A 21,513-nucleotide genomic window follows, 5' to 3' on the forward strand; every position below is an offset into this window, starting at 1 on the left:
TCCGGTCCGGTTTCCGAGACCTACTTCGCTGCCGCCGCCTTGGGTACGGGCTTGGTCGCCCAGACCTTCCAGAACTCGGGGTCCGCGGCAAGGTCCCCGGCATCCGGGTAGCTCATCTTCGGATCCACGGCCAGCAGCTGGGCGTCCTCCCGCAGGAAGCAGTCGGCGACGAGCTTCGAAAGGCCCTTGAGCTCCTCGAGACCAGCGGATTTGGCCATCTTCTCGTCATCGGCCATGGTCGCATCCGCGTCGGCCAGGCTGTGCAGCGGCACCACCCAGAGGAAAGTGGGGTTGGCGGTACCGGCCACGGCCTGGTACACGGCCCACCGGGGCTTCAGGCCCGCCTTCTCGTAGAGCTCGGCGTATTTCTTCGCGCCGGCCGTGAACTCGGCGTCGTGGCCCGGCTTCACCTGGATCGTGGAGGTCCAGTAGTAGCGGGGCGCCATGTTCCCGATCTCCCGGCTGAGGTCTCCGCGCAGCATGTAGGCCACGCTGCTGTAGGTCGTGATGTACTCGGCATCCTTGACGGCCAGCGCCTCGACCTGGGCCTTGAGGGCCGGGTGCTTCTCCATGTAGGCCTGCTGCGCCTCCATGCCTGCCAGGGAATCGTAGAACCACACCCATGTGGCCTGATTCGCGCCGACGACCGGCACCAGGCCCAGGAAGTGGTAGGGGCTCTTCGCCTGGGCGAAGACCTTGGACCAGGCGAACTCGTTCTTCTGGTGGGCGGCCTCCTTGCCGGGCTTCACGTCCTCCACGCCGATGCGCAGGACCTTGGGCCAGCTCGGGACCGGCGGTTCGCCAGCCACGAGGGTGGCGCCGAGGGAAAGGCAGAGCAGGATCCGGGTGTCCATGGACTCCTCCTTGAGTGAGGCCCATGAGGCTACGCCAAAATGCTCACGAATATATCTTTTTTTAAGATACATTGTCAGCGCCTACACGCGATTCGTGCCAGCCAACCCGAATTACGTTACACGCTTGAGTTGCCGGTCGCTGCGAATCAGGCGGCTGTAGAGCAGGCCCGTGTGGTACCAGTGCAGGAAGAAGGCCTCGAGGGCGGCCCGCCGCCACCACGCCGGGCTTCCGGGCGACGGGGGGCAGCCGGGCGCGGGGCTGCAGCGCACCGCCAGGCCCAGCCCCCGCGCCAGAGCCCCCGCCCGGGCCAAGTGCAGGCCGTCGGAGACCAGAAGGAGGCTCCTCCAGCTCTCGGCCCGCAGCGTCTCCCGCACATGGAACAGGTTCTCGAGGGTGTGCTGGCTCTGATCCTCGGTCCGGAGCGCCTCATCAGGGATTCCCCGGCTGCGCAGCCACGTGCAGCCCGCCTCGGCCTCGCTGATCCGCGCGCGTCCCGTCAGCCCGCCCGCCACGAGGATCCGCGGGGCGAGACCCCGCCGCCACAGGTCCGCGGCGTGGGCCAGCCGCGCTTCGAAGGTCTTCGTGGGGCAGTCCCGCTCCAGCCGCCGGCCCAGCACCAGGATGAGGTCCGAGGGCTCCACGGGATCGCCGCCCGCCCCCCGGAGCACGCGCCGCATCCGCCACCAGACCGGCAGGCCCAGCAGCAGCACCGCCGAACCCGAGGCCAGGAGGAAGGACGCCAGTCCCCCCGGTCCCAACTTCTGCAGGAAGGTGGACCGGGGCGGAGCGGTGTAGGGACGGTCCGGCGCCATGCTTCAGGATGCCATCCCGGCCGGCGCCGGGGTCAGCGGCGGATGGTGGGCGCCACCACAGGAGGCGGCGCGGGGGCCGGCGCAGCGGGTGATGTGGTGGAACGCAGCGCCGGGGCGAGGGGACGCACCGCCTGAACCGGCTCCGGCCCCTTGAACAGGAGCTGAACCGGGACGCTCTTCGCCTTCCCCACCAGCAGGCTCACGGACAGGGGGCCGGGCGTGGCGCGGCGGTAGCGGTCCGGGATCGTGACGTGCAGCACCTTCTCGCCCGCCTGGAGGCTGGCGCCATCGTCGTCCGCGGTCCGGCCCGCGTCTTCGGCGGGAATGGCCATGGCCTCGTCCCCGTTGAACACCACCTTCGGCACCTCCGGCCCAAGGTGCCTGGCATATATCCGGATGCGGAAAGCTGCGGCCCGGTCGCCCACCTTCAGCTCCGTCGGGTTCAGGCGCGTGATCTGCGGCCCAGGGCCGATGATCCCCGGAATCGTGGTGCCCGGATTCGCGGTCCCGGCCTGGGCACCGGGGGCCGCCGTCCGGGCAGCACTCACCGCGGCCGCCTGGGAGAGGGCGGGGACCGCGGGCCGGGCCGAGGTGCGGACCGGGAGGCTGAAGGAGACCACCTTCTCCGGCGTGGCGCCGCTGTCGTCCATCACGGCGATCCGGAGCTGGCCGGGCTTGGCCAGGCGGTAGCGCTCCGGGATGGTCACGTGGATGAGGCCTTCGCCCCCCTTCGTGAAGCTGCCGTCATCGTCGTAGTAATGGACACGGTCCTCCGCAGGCACCGCGCCGTCGCGATCGCCGTTGAAGACCACCTTCAGCGCGTTGGGACTCAGGTGGGTGCCATAGACCTTCAGCCGGTAGGAGGCCTTGGCGTCACCGATCTGGATGTCCGCGGGCACGATGCGCGTGAGGGCCGCCGGGGCGCTGGGCGGAGGCGTCACCACGGGCTTCACCGCGCCTGCCGGCGCCACGTCGATGGTCTTGATGGCGGACCAGGGGCTGGCCATCTGGTGGGACCCGCTGGGATCGTCCGCTCCGTCCGCGCCGGCCGACACCCAGAGCTTCACCTGCAGGTGGCTGCCCGGTTCGCTGAGGAAGCGGGAGGGATCCACGCCCAGCAGGATGACCGTGTCGGTGCAGGCTCCGAGGACCCGGGCCCCGTTGTCCCAGACCGCCGGAACCCAGGGGGTCGCCACGTTCCTGGACGAGACACCGCGCACATAGATGTGCTGGTACCCGCCTTCGGGCCCGGCCGGGTGGCCCATGTCGCGGTCCGGGGGGCCCAGGTTCGCGCCTGTGAGGTAGATGAGCACGCGGCCGTACTCATCCAGCCAGCCCGGGGATCCGGGATAGACCATCTGGGGATCGGCCTTGGCGATGATGGGCATGGGCACCCCCTGGGCGGACCCCAGGGCGGAGAGGGCCAGACCGAGGAAAGCGGCGGCGAGGCGCATGGGGGGACCTCCGGGCCAGAACGCGCCGGAAGGGGTTTGCCCCTCAGCCACGCTCCAGGAAAAAAGGGATGAGCCCTGGAGCATATACGGGAAGCGCCCCGGGACTCAAGCCCCGGGGCGCTTTAGGGTGCCTAATCTCAGGCCTCGGTGCGCTTTTCCGACTTCTTTCGCTCGTTCGTGTCCAGCACGCGCTTGCGCATGCGGATGAAGTTGGGGGTGACTTCCACCAGCTCGTCGGCCTCGATGTACTCCAGGGCTTGCTCCAGGGTGTGCTCCCGGGGCGGGGTGAGGCGGGTGGCCTCGTCGCTGCCGCTGGCGCGCATGTTCGACAGCTTCTTGCCCTTGGCCACGTTCACCACCAGGTCGTTCTCGCGGGCGTGCTCGCCAACGATCATGCCCTCGTAGCAGCGGGTGTTCGGGTGGATGAAGATGACGCCGCGCTCCTCCAGGTTCATGAGCGCGAAGCCCACGGCCTCGCACGACTCCATGCTGATGAGCACGCCGTTCTTGCGGCCCGGCAGCTCGCCCTTGTAGGGGCCGTAGTGGCTGAAGAGGCTGTGGAGGATGCCCTCGCCGCGGGTGTCGGTCATGAACTCGCTGCGGAAGCCGATGAGGCCCCTGGAGGGAATCTTGAAGTGCAGGCGCAGCCGGCCGCCTTCGTTGCCCATGTCCTGCATCTCGGCCTTGCGGTTGCCCATGTGCTCCATCACCACGCCCATGAAGGCCTCGGGGATGTCGATCGTCACGTCCTCGTAGGGTTCCAGCTTCTCGCCGGTCTCGGGATCCGTATGGAGGATCACCTCGGGGCGGCTCACGCAAAGCTCGAAGCCTTCGCGGCGCATGGTCTCGATGAGCACGGAGAGGTGCAGCTCGCCGCGGCCGCTCACCTTGAAGGAGTCGGGGCTGTCGGTGTCCTCCACGCGCAGGGCCACGTTGTGCTGCAGCTCCTTCTGGAGGCGCTCGCGGATGCGGCGGCTCTGCACGTGCTTGCCGTCCTGGCCCGCGAAGGGCCCGGCGTTCACCATGAACATCATGGAGATGGTGGGCTCGTCGATGTCCACATAGGTCAGCGCCACGGGGCTCGCGGCGTCGGCGATGGTCTCGCCCACGCGGATGTCGGGGATGCCCGCCAGGGCCACGATCTCACCCGCGCTGGCTTCCGTCTGCTGGATGCGGGACAGGCCCTCGAAGCCGTAGAGCTGGGTGACCTTGTGCTGCTGGACGCTGCCGTCGCGCTTCACCACCGCCACGGTCTCGCCCACCTTGAGGCGGCCGTTCACGATGCGGCCGATGCCGATCTGGCCGACGAAGTCGCTCCAATCCATGAGGGTGACGAGCATCTGCAGCGGCGCGTCGGGGCTGCCCTGCGGATGGGGGCAGTGCTTGACGATGGTGTCGAAGAGGGGGTCCAGGTTCTCGCTGGCGTCGTTCATGTCCAGCATGGCGTAGCCCTGCTTGGCGCTGGCGAAGACGCAGGGGAAGTCCAGCTGCTCCTCCGTGGCGCCCAGCTCGATGAGCAGGTCGAAGACCTGGTCCTGGGACCAGAGGGGGCGGGCGCCGGGGCGGTCCACCTTGTTGATGACGACAATCGGGCGTAAACCGAGCGCCAGGGCCTTGCGGGTGACGAACTTGGTCTGGGGCATGGGGCCGTCGAAGGCATCCACCACCAGCAGGACGGAATCCACCATGGAGAGCACGCGCTCCACTTCGCCGCCGAAGTCGGCGTGGCCGGGGGTGTCCACGATGTTGAAGCGGTAGCCTCCCCAGTGCAGGGAGGTCGTCTTGGCCAGGATGGTGATGCCGCGCTCGCGCTCCTGGTCGTTGCTGTCCATGGCCCGTTCCTGGACCCGCTGGTTGTCCCGGAACATGTGGGCGCCTTTGAACAGGGCGTCCACGAGGGTGGTCTTGCCGTGATCGACGTGGGCGATGATGGCGATGTTGCGGATCTTCTCGAGCGAGGTCATCTGGCTCCCGGCAGCCCAGGCACAAGCCAGGCAGAACCTTTGATTTTACCAGACGCGAGGCCGATTTCCGAGCCCTGATTGCAACCCCTTCCATTGTCGCGCCAGGGGTCTAAGATAAGCGGACCCTCCTCGGGAGAACCCCATGCATATCAACGAACTGCTCACCGTGGTCTGCGAGCAGGGCGCCAGCGACCTCCACCTCAAGGTCGGCAACCACCCCATCGCCCGCATCAAGGGAAAACTCACGCCCATGACGCAGTTCAAGCGCCTGGTGCAGGAGGACACCATCGCCATGGCCTACGCCATCATGGCCAGCGACAAGCAGAAGGCGAAGTTCAAGGAGAACCTCGACCTCGACATCGCCTATTCCGTTCCGAGCCTCGGCCGATTCCGCTGCAACATCTTCAACCAGCGCGGCACCGTGGGCCTCGTCCTCCGCGTGATCCCCCGGAAGATCTACACCATCGACGACCTGATGCTCCCCAAGGTCCTCAAGACCATCTGCCAGGAGCAGCGCGGTCTCGTGCTGGTGACGGGCACCACGGGATCGGGCAAGTCCACGACCCTGGCCGCCATGATCGACCTCATCAACGCCACCCGGTCCGAGCACATCCTCACCATCGAGGACCCCATCGAGTACCTGCACCGGGACAACCTCAGCATCGTGAACCAGCGCGAGGTGGAGGCGGACTGCAAGACCTTCGCCACGGCCCTGCGCGCCGCCCTCCGCCAGGACCCGGACGTGATCCTCGTGGGTGAGATGCGCGACCTGGAGACCATCGAGACGGCCCTGCACGCCGCCGAGACAGGCCATCTGGTCTTCAGCACCCTGCACACCCTGGATGCCACGGAGACCATCAACCGCGTCATCTCCGTGTTCCCGCCCCACCACCAGAAGCAGATCCGCCTCCAGATGGCGGCTGTGCTCAAGGGCATCATCTCCCAGCGCCTGGTGCCCCGGGCCGACGGCCAGGGCCGTGTGCCCGCCGTGGAGGTCATGGTGGCCACCGAGACCGTCCGCACCTGCATCGAGGACAAGGACAAGACCAAGATGCTGAAGGACGTCATCGCCGCGGGCACGGCCCAGTACGGCATGCAGACCTTCGACCAGAGCCTCTACTTCCTGCTGCGCCAGGGTCTCATCACCGAGGAGGAGGCCCTGCTGCGCGCCACCAACGTGGGCGAGTTCAAGCTGCGGCTCGAAGGCGTCATGGCCACGGCGGACATGGCCCGGGCCAACATGGAGCGCGGCATGTCCATCGCCCAGGGCGGAGGCCGGGAATCCGGCGCGCCGTCGGCCCCGCCCCAGGTCCAGCCCCCCGCCCCGGGCATGCCCATGGCCATGCCTCCGGGCACCGACGTGAAAATCACCCTGGCACGCTGACCGCCCTTCCCCTTATCCTGGCTCTCCCACCCCCGAACCGAGGTCGCCGATGATCAAGATCGACATCGCCAATTCGCTGATGAAGGTTCATCCCTGCTCCCGCGCCACCGCCCTCCAGGTGGTGGACCTCCTCACGGAGCGCCTCAAGGACGCCCTCCTGAACGGGCACCGCATCGAGATCCGGGGCTTCGGCGTCTTCGAGCCCCGTCCCCGCAAGCGCGGCATGGGCCGGAACATCAAGACCGGCGCCAGCGTCCAGATCCCCAAGGGCAAGAGCATCCGCTTCAAGCCGGGAAAGGACCTGCGGGAGATCGAGGTCGGGTAGGCCGCCTTCCGGTGTAGCCCCTGGGGGCAGAAAAAGATCACCACGAAGGACACGAAGGCACCCTGCGGGCTCACACAGACCACGAATGGGTCTCGACACACCTTCGGCATCCCTTTGCGAGCGACAACCATGGCGGCCCTTCAAAGCCGCCTGGGGCCGCCGCCCGCAAAGCCGGTCGCGCTCCCGCGCGCCCGTGGGCGGCAGGCCCGGATGCCCCGTGCCGAAGCCCCGGAACAGACCTTCGTGCCCTCGGTTTTCGCTTCGTGCCCTTCGTGGAGACATTTGAAGGCCCGAACCGCCAGTGTCTGCAGATCAGCGAGGGTCTATCCAACCAGCTCGGAAGCCGCAGCCTGGAGGCGGTCCAGGGCTTCGTCCACTTGGTCCTTGTGGGTGCGGGCGGCGAGGATGGCCAGGCGCAAGTGGAAGGCGCCGTTCAGCTTGGTGCCGCTGAGGAAGACCCGGCCCTCGGCCGTCAGGCGCTGCAGCAGGGCCTGGTTGAAGGCATTGGCGTCGCCGGCCCTGGGCAGGAACCGGAAGGCCAGGACGCTGAGTTGGGGCGCGGGCCCCGGATCCACGCCGGTCATGCCCTGGAGCCGCTCGTAGGCGTACCGGGCCAGGAGGAGCTTCTCCTCCAGGGCGGCGCGGAAGGCCGCCACGCCATGCACCTGGAGGGGCAGCCACAGGCGCAGGGCCCGGGCGTGCTTGCTGAATTCGAGGGTGGTCTCCGAGGGGCTCAGTTCCTCCAGGTCCTCCGGCGGCGAGGGCAGGTAGTCCGCCTGGAAGGCGTGGGCTCGCCGCAGGGGCTCCAGGTGCCGCGTCAGCAGGGCCCCCAGGCCCAGGGGCGCGAAGAGGCCCTTGTGGGGGTCCAGCACCAGGCTGTCGCTGCGCTCCAGGCCCCGGAGAGCGGCCTTCCCCAGGTCCGTCAGAGCGAAGGAGGCCCCGTAGGCACCGTCCGTGTGCATCCAGAGGCCGTGGCGGACGGCCAGGTCTGCGCAGGCTTCCAGCGGGTCCACGGCCCCCGTGTTGGTGGTGCCGGCGGTGGGTACCAGCAGCCAGGGGCGTAGCCCGGCCCGCAGGTCTGCCTGGATGGCGGCCTCCAGGACCTCGGGCCGCAGGCGGAAATAGGCATCCGTGGGGATCTCCCGCACGAGCGCCTCGCCCATGCCGGCGACGCGAAGGGCCTTCACGAGGCAGTGGTGGGCCTGGTCCGACAGGTACACACAGGCCTTCGGATAATCCGCCGCCTTGAGGCCCGCAGCCTCCCGGGCCGTGCAGACGCCCACCAGGTGGGCCATGCTGCCCCCCGCGGCCAGGTTGCCCGAGCTGCCCTCGGGCAGGCCCATCTCCCGGGCCAGCCAGCCGAGAACCTGGTTCTCCATCCGCACGGCGCCGGGCCCCGCGAAGAAGTAGGCCGCATAGCGGTTGGTGAGGGCCGCCAGCAGGTCGCCCAGGGCTCCCGTGAAGAGGGAGGAGGGCGGGATGAAGGCCAGGTGGCGGCCGGAGGCCCCGTTGGCCCCCACGCCATCCACGTGCTCGCCCAAGGCGCTCAGCACCTGGGGGAAGGGGCGCCCCGCCTCGGGGATGGGGAAGTCCGCCAGGCCGGCCCCAGGCCGGTCCTTCTCCACGAACGCAGGGGCCTCCGGCAGGGCCCCGAGGAATCCCTCGGCATAGCCCCGGGCCGCCTCCCACAGCGCCGCCCGCGCCTCCGCTCCGGGGTCCAGCAGCCGCGACTGCGCTTCCAGGTCCTTCAGACGATCCAGCACGGGGGGCCTCCGACCCTCCAGCCTACCAAGGGGTACAATGACGTCATGGAAGCTTGCCGCCGCCCCGAAGTCACCTACCCCAACCGCATCCCCATGAAGATCATCGGGCGCCTGGAGGAACTGCGCCCCGACATGGTCATGGAGCTGATCCTCGCCCACCTGGGGCCCCAGGCCGACGGCGACGAGCAGCACACCGCCGCCTGCAAGGGCGCCTTCATCAGCTACACCTTCTGGGTCACCCTGCCCCACAGCCAAGCCGAGACGCCCCTGCGGGAGGCGATCCAGAAGCTTCCTGGCGTGGTCATGCAGTTGTGAGGGCAGTCCTCAGGGGTCAGTCCTCAGACCTCGGTGGCGTGGGCAGCGCCCGCGCCTGAAAACAAGAACGCGGCCGGAAGGCCGCATCCTTATTCCACTGAAGACTGAGGACTGAGGACTGAGGCCTACGGCCTCAACGTCCCCATCATGCGGGGATACGGAATGGTCTCCCGTGCATGCGGCGAGGGAGGAAGCGGGGTCCCGCCGGCCCGAGTCGGAGCAGGGCCAAGTCCTGCGGAGGCTGCCGTCCGCGAGGAACGAGCGGTGTCGTGGCCGAGCGCTACGGCCTGAGCGTACCCATCATGCGGGGATAAGGGATGGTCTCCCTCACATGCGGCAGCTTGCAGATCCACGCCACGGCGCGCTCGAGGCCCATGCCGAAGCCGGCGTGGGGGACGCTGCCGTACTTGCGGACGTCCAGGTACCACTCGTAGTCGGCGCGACTGAGGCCCTCATGCTCGATCTGGTCTAGGAGGTACTGGAGGCTGGTGGCGCGCTCGCCGCCGCCAATGACCTCGCCGTAGCCCTCGGGGGCCAGCAGGTCGGCGCCCAGGGCCAGGCGGGGATCGAGAGGGTCCGGTTCCATGTAGAAGGCCTTGAAGGCTTTCGGGAAGCGATGCACCCACAGCGGCTTGTCCGTGGCGTTCATGAGCATGGTCTCGTCATCATTGCCGAAGTCCTCGCCCCAGTTGATGTCGCTGCCGAGCGTCTTCAGCTTCTCCACGGCCTCGGTGTAGGTCATGCGGTCGAAGGTGGTGTTCAGGGCCGTCTCCAGGGGCGCCGTGTCGCGCTCGAGGATCTTCAGCTCCTCCTGGCGGCCCTCCAGCACGCGCTGGATGAGGAACTTGGTCATGCGCTCGCCGAGCGCCATCACGTCGTCCAGATGGGCGAAGGCCACTTCGGGCTCCACCATCCAGAACTCGGTGAGGTGGCGGCGGGTCTTGCTCTTCTCGGCGCGGAAGGTGGGGCCGAAGCAGTAGACCTTGCCGAAGGCGGCGATGCCGGGCTCCTGGTAGAGCTGGCCCGACTGGCTGAGGAAGGCCGTGCCCTCGTGGAAGTACTCGGTGCCGAACAGCGTGCTGGTGCCCTCGCAGGCGCTGGGCGTGAGGATGGGCGCGTCCAGCAGCGTGAAGCCGTCGCCGTCAAAGAAGTCGCGAATGCCCTTCACCAGGGTGTGGCGGATGCGGAGGATGGCCCACTGGCGCTTGCTGCGCAGCCAGAGGTGCCGGTTCTCCATGAGGAACTCGGTACCGTGCTCCTTGGGGGTGATGGGGAAGTCCACGCTGCCGCCGACGAGCTCCAGCGACTTCACCAGCAGCTCCGGTTGGCCAGTCTTGGGGTGCTGCTGGACGACTCCGGTCACGATGATGGAGGATTCCTGCGTGAGCTTCCCGGCCAACTCGTAGCTCTCGGGGTCCACCTCGGCGGCGCCGACGACGCACTGGACGAAGCCGGAGCCGTCCCGCAGCTCGATGAAGCGGGTCTTGCTGGTGCGGGCATTGCGGACCCAGCCCCGCAGCCGGACAGTCTCGCCGACCTGGCCGGCGAGGAATCGGACTTCGGTGAAGGGCTGGCTGCTCACGGGGGCTCCTGGGCCTAAACCTCTATTGTGCCCGGGGAAAGGAGCCGGCTCCAGGGCCCCAGGGCCTGTTTTCAAAGTGGGACGCCGCCGCGACGCTGCCCAGCCGCGCTCATGGCAAGGCGACGGCCGAAGGGCGATGCGGGACATCGTTCGAGGCCGGCAACGCAGCCAGGGGTGCGGCTGGTCAGCGTCCCGGAGGGCAAGGGGCGGCGCCCGGCGCGATGCTGCGTCAAGCTCCTCGACGATGGACCCACCATCGCCTTCGTCACTTTCCTTGCCTCGCTTGGGCGGCGCCCCTTGCGCGGCCACGCCCCACGTTGAAAACAGGCCCTAGCCCAACAAGGAGTCGATCTTCTCCCTGAGCGATTCCTGCGTGAACGGCTTCACCACGTAGGTGCTCACGCCGGCCTCGAGGGCCTGGACGATGTCCTGGGTGGCGGCGTGCGTGGTGACCATGAGGATGGGCATGCTAGCGCCCCGGCCCCGCACGGCCCGGGCGAACGCGATCCCGTCCATCTCCGGCATGTCCCAGTCGGTGATGATGAGGTCCACCCCGCCCCGATCCAGCTGCTCCAGCCCGGACCGGCCGTTTTCGCCCTCCACCACGTCCGTATGCCCCAGACGGGAGAGGTTGCCGATGATGATGCGCCGCATGGTCGGGGAATCGTCCACCACGAGGATCTTCACGGAGGCTCCAGGGAAGGGGAGGCGCCCGGGGCGCTCCCGGCATTGTCTCCCAATCAGAACGGTTTGGAACGTCGTCAAATCTGGCCCCAGCGGCCCCCGGTCCGGGATCGGGCTGGGATAGACTGGGTCCCGTGCGCGCGCCCCGCGGGGGCGCACCCCGGAGGTTCCATGCCCGAAGCCCAAGGCCCCTGCCCCATGGACCCCGGCCAGATGGACGCCACCCTCCGGCGGCTGGCCGCAGACCTGGTGACCCGCCTCCGCCCCGAGGAGGAAGTCGTCCTCCTGGGCATCCGCTCCCGGGGCCTGCCCCTGGCCGAGCGTCTGGCCACCCACCTCCGCGCCGCCACCGGGGCCGCGGTTCCCGTGGGCGCCCTGGACATCACCCTCTACCGGGACGATCTCACGGAGATGGTGGGCAGCCCCATCGTCCGGCCCACGGAGATCCCCTTCACCCTGAAGGAGCGCACGGTGGTGCTGGTGGACGATGTGCTCTACACGGGCCGCACGGTTCGGGCGGCGCTGGACGCCCTGCTGGACCACGGCCGGCCCCGCCGGGTGATGCTGCTGGTGCTGGCGGACCGCAGCGGCCGCGAGCTGCCCATCCAGGCCGATCTGGCTGGCCTGCGGGTGGAGGTGCCGCCGGGCCACCGGGTGGCCGTGCGGCTGAAGGAAATCGATGGTGAAGACGGCGTGACCGTGGAGGCCTGCTGATGACGTCCGAACGCTACGTCTTTCCCCATAAGCACCTGCTGGGCATCGAGCCCCTCAGCCCGCAGGACATCACGGCGATCCTCGACCAGGCCCGGGCCTTCGAGGAGGTCTGTGAGCGTCCCAGCATCAAGATCGTGCCGGCCCTGCGCAAGAAGCTGGTGGTGAACCTGTTCTTCGAGAACAGCACCCGCACCCGCAACAGCTTCGAGATCGCCGAGAAGCGCCTCTCGGCGGAGATCATCAACTTCGACGCAGACACCAGCAGCCTGAACAAGGGCGAGACGCTCATCGACACGGCCATGAATCTGGAGGCCATGCACCCGGACCTCATCGTCATGCGCCACAGCGCCCCCGGGGCCCACGCCCTCCTGTCCAGGCACATGAAGGCCAGCATCGTGAACGCCGGCGACGGCGCCCACGAGCACCCCACCCAGGCCCTGCTGGACGCCTACACCCTGCGGAAGCACTTCGGCAGCCTGGAGGGCCTGCGGGTGGCCATCGTGGGCGACATCCGCAACAGCCGCGTGGTGCGCTCCAACCTCTGGCTGCTCACCCGCATGGGCGCCAAGGTCACCCTGGTGGGACCGCCCACCCTGGTGCCTCAGGAGATGGCTGCCACCTGGCCCGGCATCAAGATCAGCCATGACTTCGACGCCGTGATCCCCGAGCAGGACGCCATCATGATGCTCCGGGCCCAGTTCGAGCGCGGCACCGGCGCCTACATCCCCGGCCAGGGCGAGTACAGCCGCTTCTTCCAGCTCAACCCGGCGCGCATGAAGCAGGCGAAGAAGGACGTGGTGGTGCTCCACCCGGGCCCCATCAACCGAGGCCTGGAGATCACCAGCGACGTGGCCGACGGCCCCAACAACCTCATCCTCGACCAGGTCACCAACGGCGTGCCCGTCCGCATGGCCGTCCTCTACCTGCTGTCCCATCCCCACGGAGAGCAGGTGCCCTGATGGCCGCCCCCGTCGAAATCCTCTCCCGCCTGCTCTGGGTCCGTGATGCCGCGGCCCTGCCGGACCAAGCCCTGGCGGATCAACTGGGGCTGGAGACCAAGGCCCTGGCGGCTCTGGTGACCACCCAGCCCGACCGCTTCCCAGAGGCCCTGGTTTTCCACCTGACCGCCGAAGAGCGCCAGCGCATCCCGGACGCGCCTGTGCTGGCCTTCACCGAGGCCGGGGCGGCTCTTCTGGCGGGCCTGGTGCCCGGCCACGAGCCGGCCCTGCTCAAGCTCCTGCCCGCCTTCGCCGAGGCCCGCCACGTGATCACCGCCCAAGCCGAGCTGTCCCTGCGCGTCACGGCCCTGGAGCAGAAGCTGGACACGCTCATCAAGGTCATCCAGGGCGAGGAAGTCGAAGGCGCCCCGAAGCAGCGGCCCATCGGCTTCGTCAACGAAGAAGACCTGCCCCATGGGCTGAAGACCCAGCAGCGCGACAGAAAGAAGGGATGAAGCCCGCCATGATCCCCGGCCCCATCACCCTCCTCATCCTTGACGGCTTCGGCGACGGGCCGAGGAACGCCTTCGACGCCACCTTCGTGGCGGCCATGCCGCTCTTCAATGAGTTGCGGAAGACCTACGCCACCACCCAGCTCTTCACGAGCGGCGAGGCCGTGGGCCTGCCCGACGGGCAGTTCGGCAACTCGGAAGTGGGGCACATGAACCTGGGCGCGGGCCGGGTGGTCTGGCAGGAACTCACCCGCATCGACGCCGCCATCCGGCGAGGCACCTTCCGGGAGAACGCGGCCATGGGCGCCTTGCTGGCCAGCCTCAAGACCTCCGGAAAGCGCCTGCATCTCATGGGTCTGGTGAGCGACGGCGGTGTCCACAGCCACCAGAACCACCTCGTGGCCCTGGCCCAGTGGGCCCAGGCCGAAGGCGTGCCCACCACCATCCACGCCATCACGGACGGCCGGGACACGGGCCAGAAGAGCGCCGACGGCTACCTCCAGTGGCTGACCTTCCAGTTGCGGAACACCCCCTTGGTCACCATTGGTTCCGTCTGCGGGCGCTACACGGCCATGGATCGCGACCAGCGCTGGGAGCGCACCGAGCAGGCCTGGAAGCTCTACGTGGACGGCGAGGCCCCCCAGGCCGCGCCGGACGCCCTGGCCGCCATCCAGGCCGCCTACGGCCGGGGCGAGACGGACGAGTTCGTGGCCCCCACGAAGCTAGACACGTTCCACCCCATCGCCGACGGCGACGGCGTGCTGTGGTTCAACTTCCGGGCCGACCGAGCCCGCCAGATGTGCCATGCCCTCGTCCATCCGGGATTCAAGGGCTTCGCGCCGAAACACCGTCCGGCGGTGAAGCTGGTCACCTTCACGGCCTACGACATCGAGCTGGATCCGTACGTATCCGTGGCCTACCCGCCCCAGAGCCTCGAGCACATCCTGGGCGAGCTCGTCAGCGCGCAGGGCTGGAAGCAGTTCCGCACGGCGGAGACGGAGAAGTACGCCCACGTCACCTACTTCTTCAACGGCGGCCGGGAGGCGCCCTTCGAGGGCGAGGAGCGGCGCCTGGTGCCCTCCCCCAAGGTGGCCACCTACGACCTGCTGCCGGAGATGAGCCTGCCGGACGTGAGCCAGGGGCTCGAGGCCGCCATCCGCTCCGGCCAGTACCGGTTCCTGGTCTGCAACCTGGCCAACCCCGACATGATCGGCCACACGGGCGACCTGAAGGCCGCCATCACGGCCTGTGAGGCGGTGGACGCCGCCGTGGGCCGCATCGTGGATGCCACCCTGGCCGCGGGCGGGGCCCTCTTCATCACCGCCGACCACGGCAACTGCGAGTGCATGCGCGACGAAGGCGGCAACCCCCACACCTCGCACACCCTGAATCCGGTCCCCGCGGTCCTCGTGGCCCAGGGTTTCGAGGCCCGGCAGCTCCGCGGCGGCGGCGCCCTGAACGACGTGGCCCCCACCCTCCTGAAGCTGTTCGGCCTCTCCCAGCCCGAGGTCATGGACGGGAAGAGCCTGTTCTGACGAAACCGCATGACGGATCAGCTGCGTCCTCCCCGGCTCACGCCTCCGACCTTCATCAAGGCCATGGGGGCGCTGCTGGGCCTGTTCAACCTGGTGGCCCTGGTCGCCGCAGTATGGCTGCTGACAATGAACCGCCGCCACCAGGTGGAGCGCGCGGAGTCGGCCACCCGGAACCTCGCAGAGGTCCTGGAAGACAATGTGGCGGACACCATCCAGCGCATCGACCTGGCCCTCCAGGCAGTCCGGGATGAGGAGCGCCACGACCCCACCCATCGGCGGCTGGGGCCTCTGGTCCTGACGCAGTTCCGACGGGTGGAGCTGCTCGCCTCCCTCCAGATGGCCGACGCCGAGGGGAGGGTCCTCCACGCGGCTCCGGCCGGGGCCGGACGGAGCGTGGGCGACCAGCCCTTCTTCCTCAGGCTCAGGGCCGGGACCGGCGACGATCTGGTCATCTCGCCGCCCGTGCGGAGCTCCTCGGGCGCCTGGGTCATCGTGCTGGCCCGCCGGGTGGTCCGCGAAGACGGGCAGTTCACGGGCGTGGTCTTCGCCCAGCTCCCCACCGAACAGCTGGCCCGGGCCATGTCCCGGCTGGACGTGGGCCGGCATGGATCGGTCTCCCTGCGGGGCGCGGACCTGAGCCTCCTGGCCCGCTATCCCGACTTCGAAGGCCAGCAGCGGATGACCGGCGAGACCCAGATCCAGGGGGCCTATCTTGAGGCCGTACGAAGCGGGGCCACCACCTACCACTTCTCCGAGCGCTCGATCCTGGATGGCACCCGCCGCATCTACACCCTGCGCCGCACCGACGATCCCCGGTTTTTCATCCTGGTGGGCCTGGCGGAATCGGAGTACCTCCGGATCTGGCGCCACCAAGTCATCTTCGCGGTGGCCTCGGTCCTGGGCCTGGCCGCCCTCACCCTGGCCCTGGGCTGGCAGGCCCGGGCCTCCTGGATCCGGCAACTGGCGGACCAGGAGCGCCTGGTCGCCCAGGAGGCCCGCTACCGCCTGCTGGCCGAGAACGCCACGGATGTCATCTGGTCCATGGATCCGGATGGCCGCCTCACCTACGTCAGCCCATCCATCCTCCGCCAGCGCGGCTGGACGCCCGAGGAGTTCATGGCGCTCGCCCCCGAGAACCGGGCCCTCTCCCGAAAGGGCAGCGAGATCTTCCGGGAACGGATGGACAAGGCGCGCCAGCTTCCCCCCGGCTCCCAGCCCTTCGAGCAGGACCTGCTCCAGTCGGCCGTGACGCGCAAGGATGGCCGGGAGATCCAGGTGGAAGCCCAGTGGCGAATCGTCTGGAGCAAGGAGGGCCGCCTGCTCGGCTTCCAGGGCGTCACCCGGGACATCACCGAACGCAAGCGCCTGGAGGTGGAGCGCGAGCGCCTGATCCAGGACCTCACCCATGCGCTGGCCGACGTGAAGCAGCTCAGCGGCATGCTGCCCATCTGCAGCAACTGCAAGAAGGTACGCGACGATCACGGCTACTGGAGCCAGATCGAGACCTACCTGTCCGAGCACACCGAAGCCACCTTCACCCACGGCGTCTGCCCCGAGTGCGCCCAGAAGTTTCGGGAAGAGATCCAGGCGCGCCGCGCCCAGAGGACGGAAGGGGACGAGCTTTGAAGATCGCCTTCATCGGCACCCACGGCGTGGGGAAGACCACCCTCTGCTACGAGCTGGCCGCGGCCCTCAAGCGGGACGGCGTCCACGTGGACATCGTGAAGGAGGTGGCGCGCCTCTCGCCCCTGCCCATCAACCAGAAGACCTCGCTGGAAGCCCAGACCTGGATCTTCTTCACGCAGATGGCGGAGGAGATCCGGTCCGGCAGCCAGCATGATGTCGTGGTGTGCGACCGCAGCGTGCTGGACAACTACGCCTACATGATGCTGGCCTTCGGCCGCCAGCTCGCCATCGAGCGCTTCATGCACCACTGGATGAAGAGCTACGACCTGCTCTTCAAGGTCCCCTTCTCCGGCCACCTGGCGGCGGATGGCGTGCGCGACACGGACACGTTCTTCGCCGAGTCCATCGACAAGCTGGTGGACCGGCTCCTGGACGAGCGGAACCTAGTCCACGAGCGCCTGGATCCCAAGGATCGGCCGGGCTGGATCCATCGGGTCAAGGAGGTCGTCCTGAGCCATCCCAAGGGCCAGAAACGGCTGTTTTAGGGAGAATGTGACCCAGGTCCCCCATTCCTGCCTGGAGGGCCCCTGACTCCGGGTAGATGATCAGGAGGTCGGGAGGTCCGTTATGGCCGAGACCAGCATCCTGTCCGTGCGCGGCGGCAGTTTCATGTTCCACCCCGCGGGCACCCTGCCCCAGTTCACCGCCGAGGAGAGCAGCGAGGAGGCCCTCGCCATCGCCGAGGCCGCCCGCGACTTCGTCAGCGGCGAGGTCATGCCGCGCGACGAGGAGATCGATCACCTGGACCTGGAGCTGAACCGCGAGTTGCTGCGCAAGGCCGGTGAGCTGGGCATCCTCGGCATCGAGATCCCCGAAGCCTACGGCGGCCTGGATCTGGACAAGAAGACCGCCCTCCTGGTGCTGGAGGAGATGGCCAAGCAGGCCAGCTTCTCCACCAGCTATGGCGCCCACACCAGCATCGGCACCCTGCCCATCGTCTACTTCGGCAACCACGCGCAGAAGGCGAAGTACCTGCCCAGGCTGGCCAGCGGCGAATGGGTGGCGGCCTACGCGCTGACCGAGGCCGGCAGCGGCTCCGACGCCCTCGGCGCCAAAGCCACGGCCGTGCTGGAGGATGGCCACTGGGTGCTGAACGGCACCAAGGCCTGGATCACCAACGCCGGCTTCGCGGATGTTTTCGTGGTGTTCGCCAAGGTCAACGGCACCCACCTCAGCGCCTTCATCGTCGAGAAGACCGACCCCGGCGTGAGCACCGGCGCCGAGGAGAAGAAGCTGGGCATCAAGGGCAGCTCCACCCGCACCGTCATCCTCGACAACTGCCGCATCCCCGCAGACCGCATCCTGGGCGGCAAGGGCAAGGGCGCCCGCATCGCCTTCGGCATCCTGAACGTGGGCCGCTTCAAGCTGGGCGCCAGCTCCGCCGGGGCCGGCAAGCGGGTACTGGAATACACCCTGAAATACGCCGGGGAGCGCACCCAGTTCGGCAAGCCCCTCACCGCCTTCGGCCTCATCCAGCAGAAGCTGGCCAACATGGCTGTGCGGATCTTCGTGGGCGAGAGCATGAACTTCCGCACCATCGGCTACCTGGACGAGGCCCTGGCCCACACCAGCTGGGAGAGCGAGACCGGCGGCGCCGACAAAATGAAGGCCATCGAGGAGTATTCGGTGGAGGCCTCCATGGCCAAGGTCTGGGGCAGCGAGGCCCTCTTCGCCACGGCCGACGACGCCCTCCAGACCTTCGGCGGGGCGGGCTTCAGCGCCGAGTACCCGGCCGAGAAGATCTACCGGGACTGCCGCATCAACCGCATCTTCGAGGGCACCAACGAGATCAACCGCCTCCTCGTCGCCGGCACCTTCCTCAAGCGCTGCGGCGGCACGGAGGGGCTGCCCCTGGCCGAGGCCGCGGCGGCGGACCTGGACCTGCCCGCGGATCCCCTCCTGGCCACCGTGGCCCTGGCCAAGGCCCGTGCCCTGAAGGTCATCGCCCGGGCCCAGGCCGAGCAGGGGCCGAAGATCCTCGACAACCAGGAGGCCGCGGCCCACATCGCGAACCTGCTGGTGGAGCTCTACGCCATGGAGTCCGCCGCGGTGCGGGCGGGGAAGATGGCCGCCGCCGGCCACCGCTGGGCCCCCCTGGCCCGGGACCTGGCCGAGGTCTACGCCCAGGAGGCCTGGAACCGCGTCCAGTCCGAAGCCCGCATGCTGGCGGGCGAGCTGGCCTCCGGCGCGGCCCTGGACGCCCTCATGGCGGACCTGCTCGCCATGCGCGCCCCGGCCCCGGCGCCCCTCTCCGTCCTGCGGAACCGCATCGCCCTGGCCCTCATGGACCAGGGGCGCTACCCCATCGGATAGCTAGCGAATCCCCGTGTGCAGGGCGGCGATGCCGCCCGTGAGGTTCGTCCAGCCCACCTGCCGGAAGCCCGCGGTCTCCAGCTCGGCGGCCAGGGCCCGCTGGTCCGGGAAGCCGCGGATGCTCTCGGGGAGGTAGGTGTAGGCCGAGGCGTCGCCGCTGATCCAGGCGCCGATGCGGGGCAGCACCCGCAGGCTGTACCAGTCGTAGACTGCCTTCAGCCCAGGCACCACCGGCGTGCTGAACTCCAGGATGGTGAGCTGACCGCCGGGCCTCAGCACCCGCAGGAACTCCCCGTAGGCCAGGGGCCGGACCTCCACGTTGCGGATGCCGTAGCAGATGGTGATCCCGTCGAAAGTGGAGTCCTTGAAGGGCAGCCGCTGGGCATCCGCGTCGCTGGAGGCCCAGATCCGGTCCGCCAGGCCCTTGCGCCGGAACTTGGCCGGTCCCAGGCGCAGCATGGCGTGGGTGAAGTCCGTGCTCACCACCTCGGCGCCGCGACGGGCCAGGGCCACGCTGGAATCCCCGGTACCGGCTGCCACGTCCAGGAAGCGCTTCCCCGGCGCGGCCCCGGCGCGGCGGGCCATGCGCCACCACCACCAGAAGTCCACGCCGCCCGACAGCACGTGGTTCAGGAGGTCGTACTTCCCGGCGATGGCCGAAAACATCTGCTGCACATGACGGCCTTCCGGCATCCAACCTCCTGGGAACCTCCATTGAACCAGAGAGGGGACCTACCTGAGGTATCCCAGGCGTTGACCGAGGGTAGAGGCTAGCCAAGAGCCCTGCGGGCCCCCATCGTGGTCCCTACCCCAATCTGGAGGACAGAGATGAGCACCGCCGCTGCAGAGCAGGTCAAGGGAGGCAGTTTCCTGTTGACCCCCATTGGGGCGCTGCCCCAGTTCACCGCCGAGGAATTCGGCGATGACGCCAAGGAGTTCGCCCGGGCCGCCCGGGACTTCATCGAGGGCGAGGTCATCCCCAAGGACGAGGCCATCGACAAGCTCGACCTCCCCCTCACCATCGAGCTCATGAAGAAGGCCGGCGAGCTGGGCCTGCTGGGCCTGGAGATCCCCGAGGCCTACGAGGGCATGGACGTGGACAAGCGCACCGCCATGCTCGTGCTCGAGGAGATGAGCAAGCAGGGCAGCTTCGCGGTGAGCTACAGCGCCAACACGGGTATCGGCACCCTGCCCATCGTGTACTTCGGCACCGAGGCCCAGAAGAAGGCCTACCTGCCCAAGCTGGCCACCGGCGAGTGGCTGGCGGCCTACGCGCTGACCGAGGCCGGCAGTGGTTCCGACGCACTCGGAGCAAAGGCCACGGCCGTGCTGGACGGGGACACCTGGGTGCTGAACGGCACCAAGATGTGGATCACCAACGCCGGCTTCGCCGATGTCTTCGTGATCTTCGCGAAGGTGGACGGCAAGGACTTCAGCGCCTTCATCGTCGAGAAGACGGATCCCGGCGTGAGCACCGGCGCCGAAGAGAAGAAGATGGGCATCAAGGGCAGCTCCACCCGCACCGTCATCCTCGAGAACTGCCGCATCCCCAAGGACCGCCTGCTGGGTGAGATCGGCAAGGGCCACAAGATTGCCTTCGGCATCCTGAACATCGGCCGGTTCAAGCTGGGCGTGGGCAGCCAGGGCGGCATGAAGCGGATCCTGGAGTACACGATCAAGTACACCGGCGAGCGCTTCCAGTTCGGCAAGCCCATCAACTCTTTCGGGCTCATCCAGCAGAAGCTCGCGGATATGGCCACCAAGATCTTCGTGGCCGAGGCCTTGAACTTCCGCACCATCGGCTACCTGGACGACGCCCTTCATGCCACCAGCTGGGACAGCCCCACGGCCGGCGCCGACAAGATGGCCGCCATCGACGAGTACGCCATCGAGTGCAGCATCTCGAAGGTGTGGGCCAGCGAGGCCCTGTTCAACGTGGCGGACGAGGCCGTGCAGGCCTTCGGCGGCTACGGGTTCAGCGCCGAGTACCCGCCCGAGAAGGCCCAGCGCGACTGCCGCATCAACCGCATCTTCGAGGGCACCAACGAGATCAACCGCCTCCTCATCGCCGGCACGCTGCTCAAGCGCGCCATGAAGGGCGAGCTGCCCCTCATGCAGTTCGGCCAGCAGGTGGCCAAGGAGATCTCCAATCCCATCAAGGCCGAGAGCTTCACGGGCCCCCTGGCCCGCCTCAAGCACGGCGTGGAGCTCAGCAAGCGCCAGTGCATGCTGGCCGCGGGCCTGGCGGTGCAGGTGCTGGGCCAGAAGCTCGTGGACAACCAGGAGGTCATGGCCCGCATGAGCAACATGCTCATGGAGATCTACGCCATGGAGAGCGCCGTGGTGCGCGCCGAGCGCATGGTGGAGTCTGGCCACCGCTGGGCCCAGATCGCCCGCGACATGACCGAGCTCTACGTCAACGAGAGCTGGCACAAGGTCCACGGGGACGCCCGCATGCTCTGCGCGGACGTGGTCGAGGGCGAGGCTCTGCGCCACGCCCTGGCGGGCGTGAAGGCCTTCACCGAGTTCCACCCCACCAGCAGCGCTCGCCTGCGGGGCCGCATCGCCAGCGAGCTGATTCAGAAAGGCTGCTACCCGGTCGAAGTCATCTGAACCAGCGTAGCGGCAGACACGGAATGGGCCCCATCGGGGCCCATTCTGCATTCAGGATGTCGGT

19 protein-coding genes are annotated in these 21,513 nt (G+C 68.4%); 11 read left to right on the forward strand and 8 right to left on the reverse strand.

Annotated elements, in window-relative coordinates:
* Positions 1-20: 20 nt before the first annotated feature.
* From MLE64_RS13205 to typA, 4 genes are all read right to left on the reverse strand, one after another.
* Positions 21-854: a hypothetical protein gene (locus MLE64_RS13205; protein ID WP_243318317.1), complete on the reverse strand. Its 834-nt coding sequence runs from the start codon at positions 852-854 to the stop codon at positions 21-23.
* A 111-nt stretch (positions 855-965) separates the two neighbouring features.
* Positions 966-1,667, reverse strand: coding sequence for a YdcF family protein (locus MLE64_RS13210; RefSeq protein ID WP_243318326.1), 702 nt, complete (start codon positions 1,665-1,667; stop codon positions 966-968).
* A gap of 32 nt (positions 1,668-1,699) precedes the next feature.
* The gene (locus tag MLE64_RS13215) at positions 1,700-3,121 is read right to left on the reverse strand and encodes a hypothetical protein (protein WP_243318327.1); all 1,422 of its coding nucleotides are present in this window, start codon (positions 3,119-3,121) and stop codon (positions 1,700-1,702) included.
* A 137-nt stretch (positions 3,122-3,258) separates the two neighbouring features.
* Positions 3,259-5,085, reverse strand: coding sequence for a translational GTPase TypA (gene typA, locus MLE64_RS13220; protein ID WP_243294282.1), 1,827 nt, complete (start codon positions 5,083-5,085; stop codon positions 3,259-3,261).
* Positions 5,086-5,227: 142 nt separating this feature from the next.
* On the opposite strand from typA, the gene MLE64_RS13225 reads away from it, so the two are divergent.
* Together MLE64_RS13225 and MLE64_RS13230 are read left to right on the forward strand one after the other, a co-directional pair.
* Positions 5,228-6,469 carry a type IV pilus twitching motility protein PilT gene (locus MLE64_RS13225; RefSeq protein ID WP_243294283.1) on the forward strand — a complete coding sequence of 414 codons (1,242 nt, stop codon included), beginning with the start codon at positions 5,228-5,230 and terminating at the stop codon, positions 6,467-6,469.
* 49 nt (positions 6,470-6,518) lie between these two features.
* The gene (locus tag MLE64_RS13230; protein ID WP_243286548.1) at positions 6,519-6,794 is read left to right on the forward strand and encodes an HU family DNA-binding protein; all 276 of its coding nucleotides are present in this window, start codon (positions 6,519-6,521) and stop codon (positions 6,792-6,794) included.
* A gap of 323 nt (positions 6,795-7,117) precedes the next feature.
* On the opposite strand, the gene MLE64_RS13235 is transcribed toward MLE64_RS13230, so the two are convergent.
* Positions 7,118-8,557 carry a pyridoxal phosphate-dependent decarboxylase family protein gene (locus MLE64_RS13235; RefSeq protein WP_243318328.1) on the reverse strand — a complete coding sequence of 480 codons (1,440 nt, stop codon included), beginning with the start codon at positions 8,555-8,557 and terminating at the stop codon, positions 7,118-7,120.
* Positions 8,558-8,602: 45 nt separating this feature from the next.
* On the opposite strand from MLE64_RS13235, the gene MLE64_RS13240 reads away from it, so the two are divergent.
* Positions 8,603-8,872 (forward strand): DUF493 family protein, encoded by a 270-nt coding sequence (locus MLE64_RS13240; protein ID WP_243318329.1) that lies wholly within the window; start codon positions 8,603-8,605, stop codon positions 8,870-8,872.
* Between the two features lie 280 nt (positions 8,873-9,152).
* Here MLE64_RS13240 and asnS read toward each other — a convergent pair whose 3' ends face one another.
* Positions 9,153-10,454: an asparagine--tRNA ligase gene (gene asnS, locus MLE64_RS13245; RefSeq protein ID WP_243318330.1), complete on the reverse strand. Its 1,302-nt coding sequence runs from the start codon at positions 10,452-10,454 to the stop codon at positions 9,153-9,155.
* A 330-nt stretch (positions 10,455-10,784) separates the two neighbouring features.
* The gene (locus MLE64_RS13250) at positions 10,785-11,141 is read right to left on the reverse strand and encodes a response regulator (RefSeq protein WP_243318331.1); all 357 of its coding nucleotides are present in this window, start codon (positions 11,139-11,141) and stop codon (positions 10,785-10,787) included.
* A gap of 168 nt (positions 11,142-11,309) precedes the next feature.
* Here MLE64_RS13250 and pyrR point away from each other — a divergent pair, with 168 nt between their 5' ends.
* The 7 genes from pyrR to MLE64_RS13285 all read left to right on the forward strand — a co-directional run bounded on the left by pyrR (position 11,310) and on the right by MLE64_RS13285 (position 18,836).
* Positions 11,310-11,852 carry a bifunctional pyr operon transcriptional regulator/uracil phosphoribosyltransferase PyrR gene (gene pyrR, locus MLE64_RS13255; RefSeq protein ID WP_243318332.1) on the forward strand — a complete coding sequence of 181 codons (543 nt, stop codon included), beginning with the start codon at positions 11,310-11,312 and terminating at the stop codon, positions 11,850-11,852.
* The gene (locus tag MLE64_RS13260) at positions 11,852-12,811 is read left to right on the forward strand and encodes an aspartate carbamoyltransferase catalytic subunit (RefSeq protein WP_243318333.1); all 960 of its coding nucleotides are present in this window, start codon (positions 11,852-11,854) and stop codon (positions 12,809-12,811) included. Before pyrR ends, MLE64_RS13260 begins: the two co-directional genes overlap by 1 nt.
* Positions 12,811-13,305, forward strand: a complete 495-nt coding sequence (locus MLE64_RS13265) for an ORF6N domain-containing protein (protein ID WP_243318334.1) — start codon at positions 12,811-12,813, stop codon at positions 13,303-13,305. Before MLE64_RS13260 ends, MLE64_RS13265 begins: the two co-directional genes overlap by 1 nt.
* A complete protein-coding gene (gpmI, locus tag MLE64_RS13270; RefSeq protein ID WP_243318336.1) occupies positions 13,302-14,837 on the forward strand; it encodes a 2,3-bisphosphoglycerate-independent phosphoglycerate mutase in 1,536 nt (511 codons plus the stop codon). Before MLE64_RS13265 ends, gpmI begins: the two co-directional genes overlap by 4 nt.
* A gap of 9 nt (positions 14,838-14,846) precedes the next feature.
* On the forward strand, positions 14,847-16,463 hold the full coding sequence (locus tag MLE64_RS13275; RefSeq protein WP_243318337.1) for a PAS domain S-box protein: 1,617 nt from the start codon (positions 14,847-14,849) through the stop codon (positions 16,461-16,463).
* Positions 16,460-17,008 carry an AAA family ATPase gene (locus tag MLE64_RS13280; protein WP_243318338.1) on the forward strand — a complete coding sequence of 183 codons (549 nt, stop codon included), beginning with the start codon at positions 16,460-16,462 and terminating at the stop codon, positions 17,006-17,008. Before MLE64_RS13275 ends, MLE64_RS13280 begins: the two co-directional genes overlap by 4 nt.
* A gap of 82 nt (positions 17,009-17,090) precedes the next feature.
* The gene (locus MLE64_RS13285) at positions 17,091-18,836 is read left to right on the forward strand and encodes an acyl-CoA dehydrogenase family protein (protein ID WP_243318339.1); all 1,746 of its coding nucleotides are present in this window, start codon (positions 17,091-17,093) and stop codon (positions 18,834-18,836) included.
* Here the strand turns inward: MLE64_RS13285 and MLE64_RS13290 are convergent, their stop codons facing one another.
* Positions 18,837-19,529 carry a class I SAM-dependent methyltransferase gene (locus tag MLE64_RS13290; protein ID WP_243318340.1) on the reverse strand — a complete coding sequence of 231 codons (693 nt, stop codon included), beginning with the start codon at positions 19,527-19,529 and terminating at the stop codon, positions 18,837-18,839.
* Positions 19,530-19,664: 135 nt separating this feature from the next.
* Here MLE64_RS13290 and MLE64_RS13295 point away from each other — a divergent pair, with 135 nt between their 5' ends.
* Positions 19,665-21,449 (forward strand): acyl-CoA dehydrogenase family protein, encoded by a 1,785-nt coding sequence (locus MLE64_RS13295; protein ID WP_243318341.1) that lies wholly within the window; start codon positions 19,665-19,667, stop codon positions 21,447-21,449.
* Positions 21,450-21,513 lie beyond the last annotated feature (64 nt).

It is taken from the genome of Geothrix paludis (assembly GCF_022808815.1).
Lineage (GTDB): Bacteria > Acidobacteriota > Holophagae > Holophagales > Holophagaceae > Geothrix > Geothrix paludis.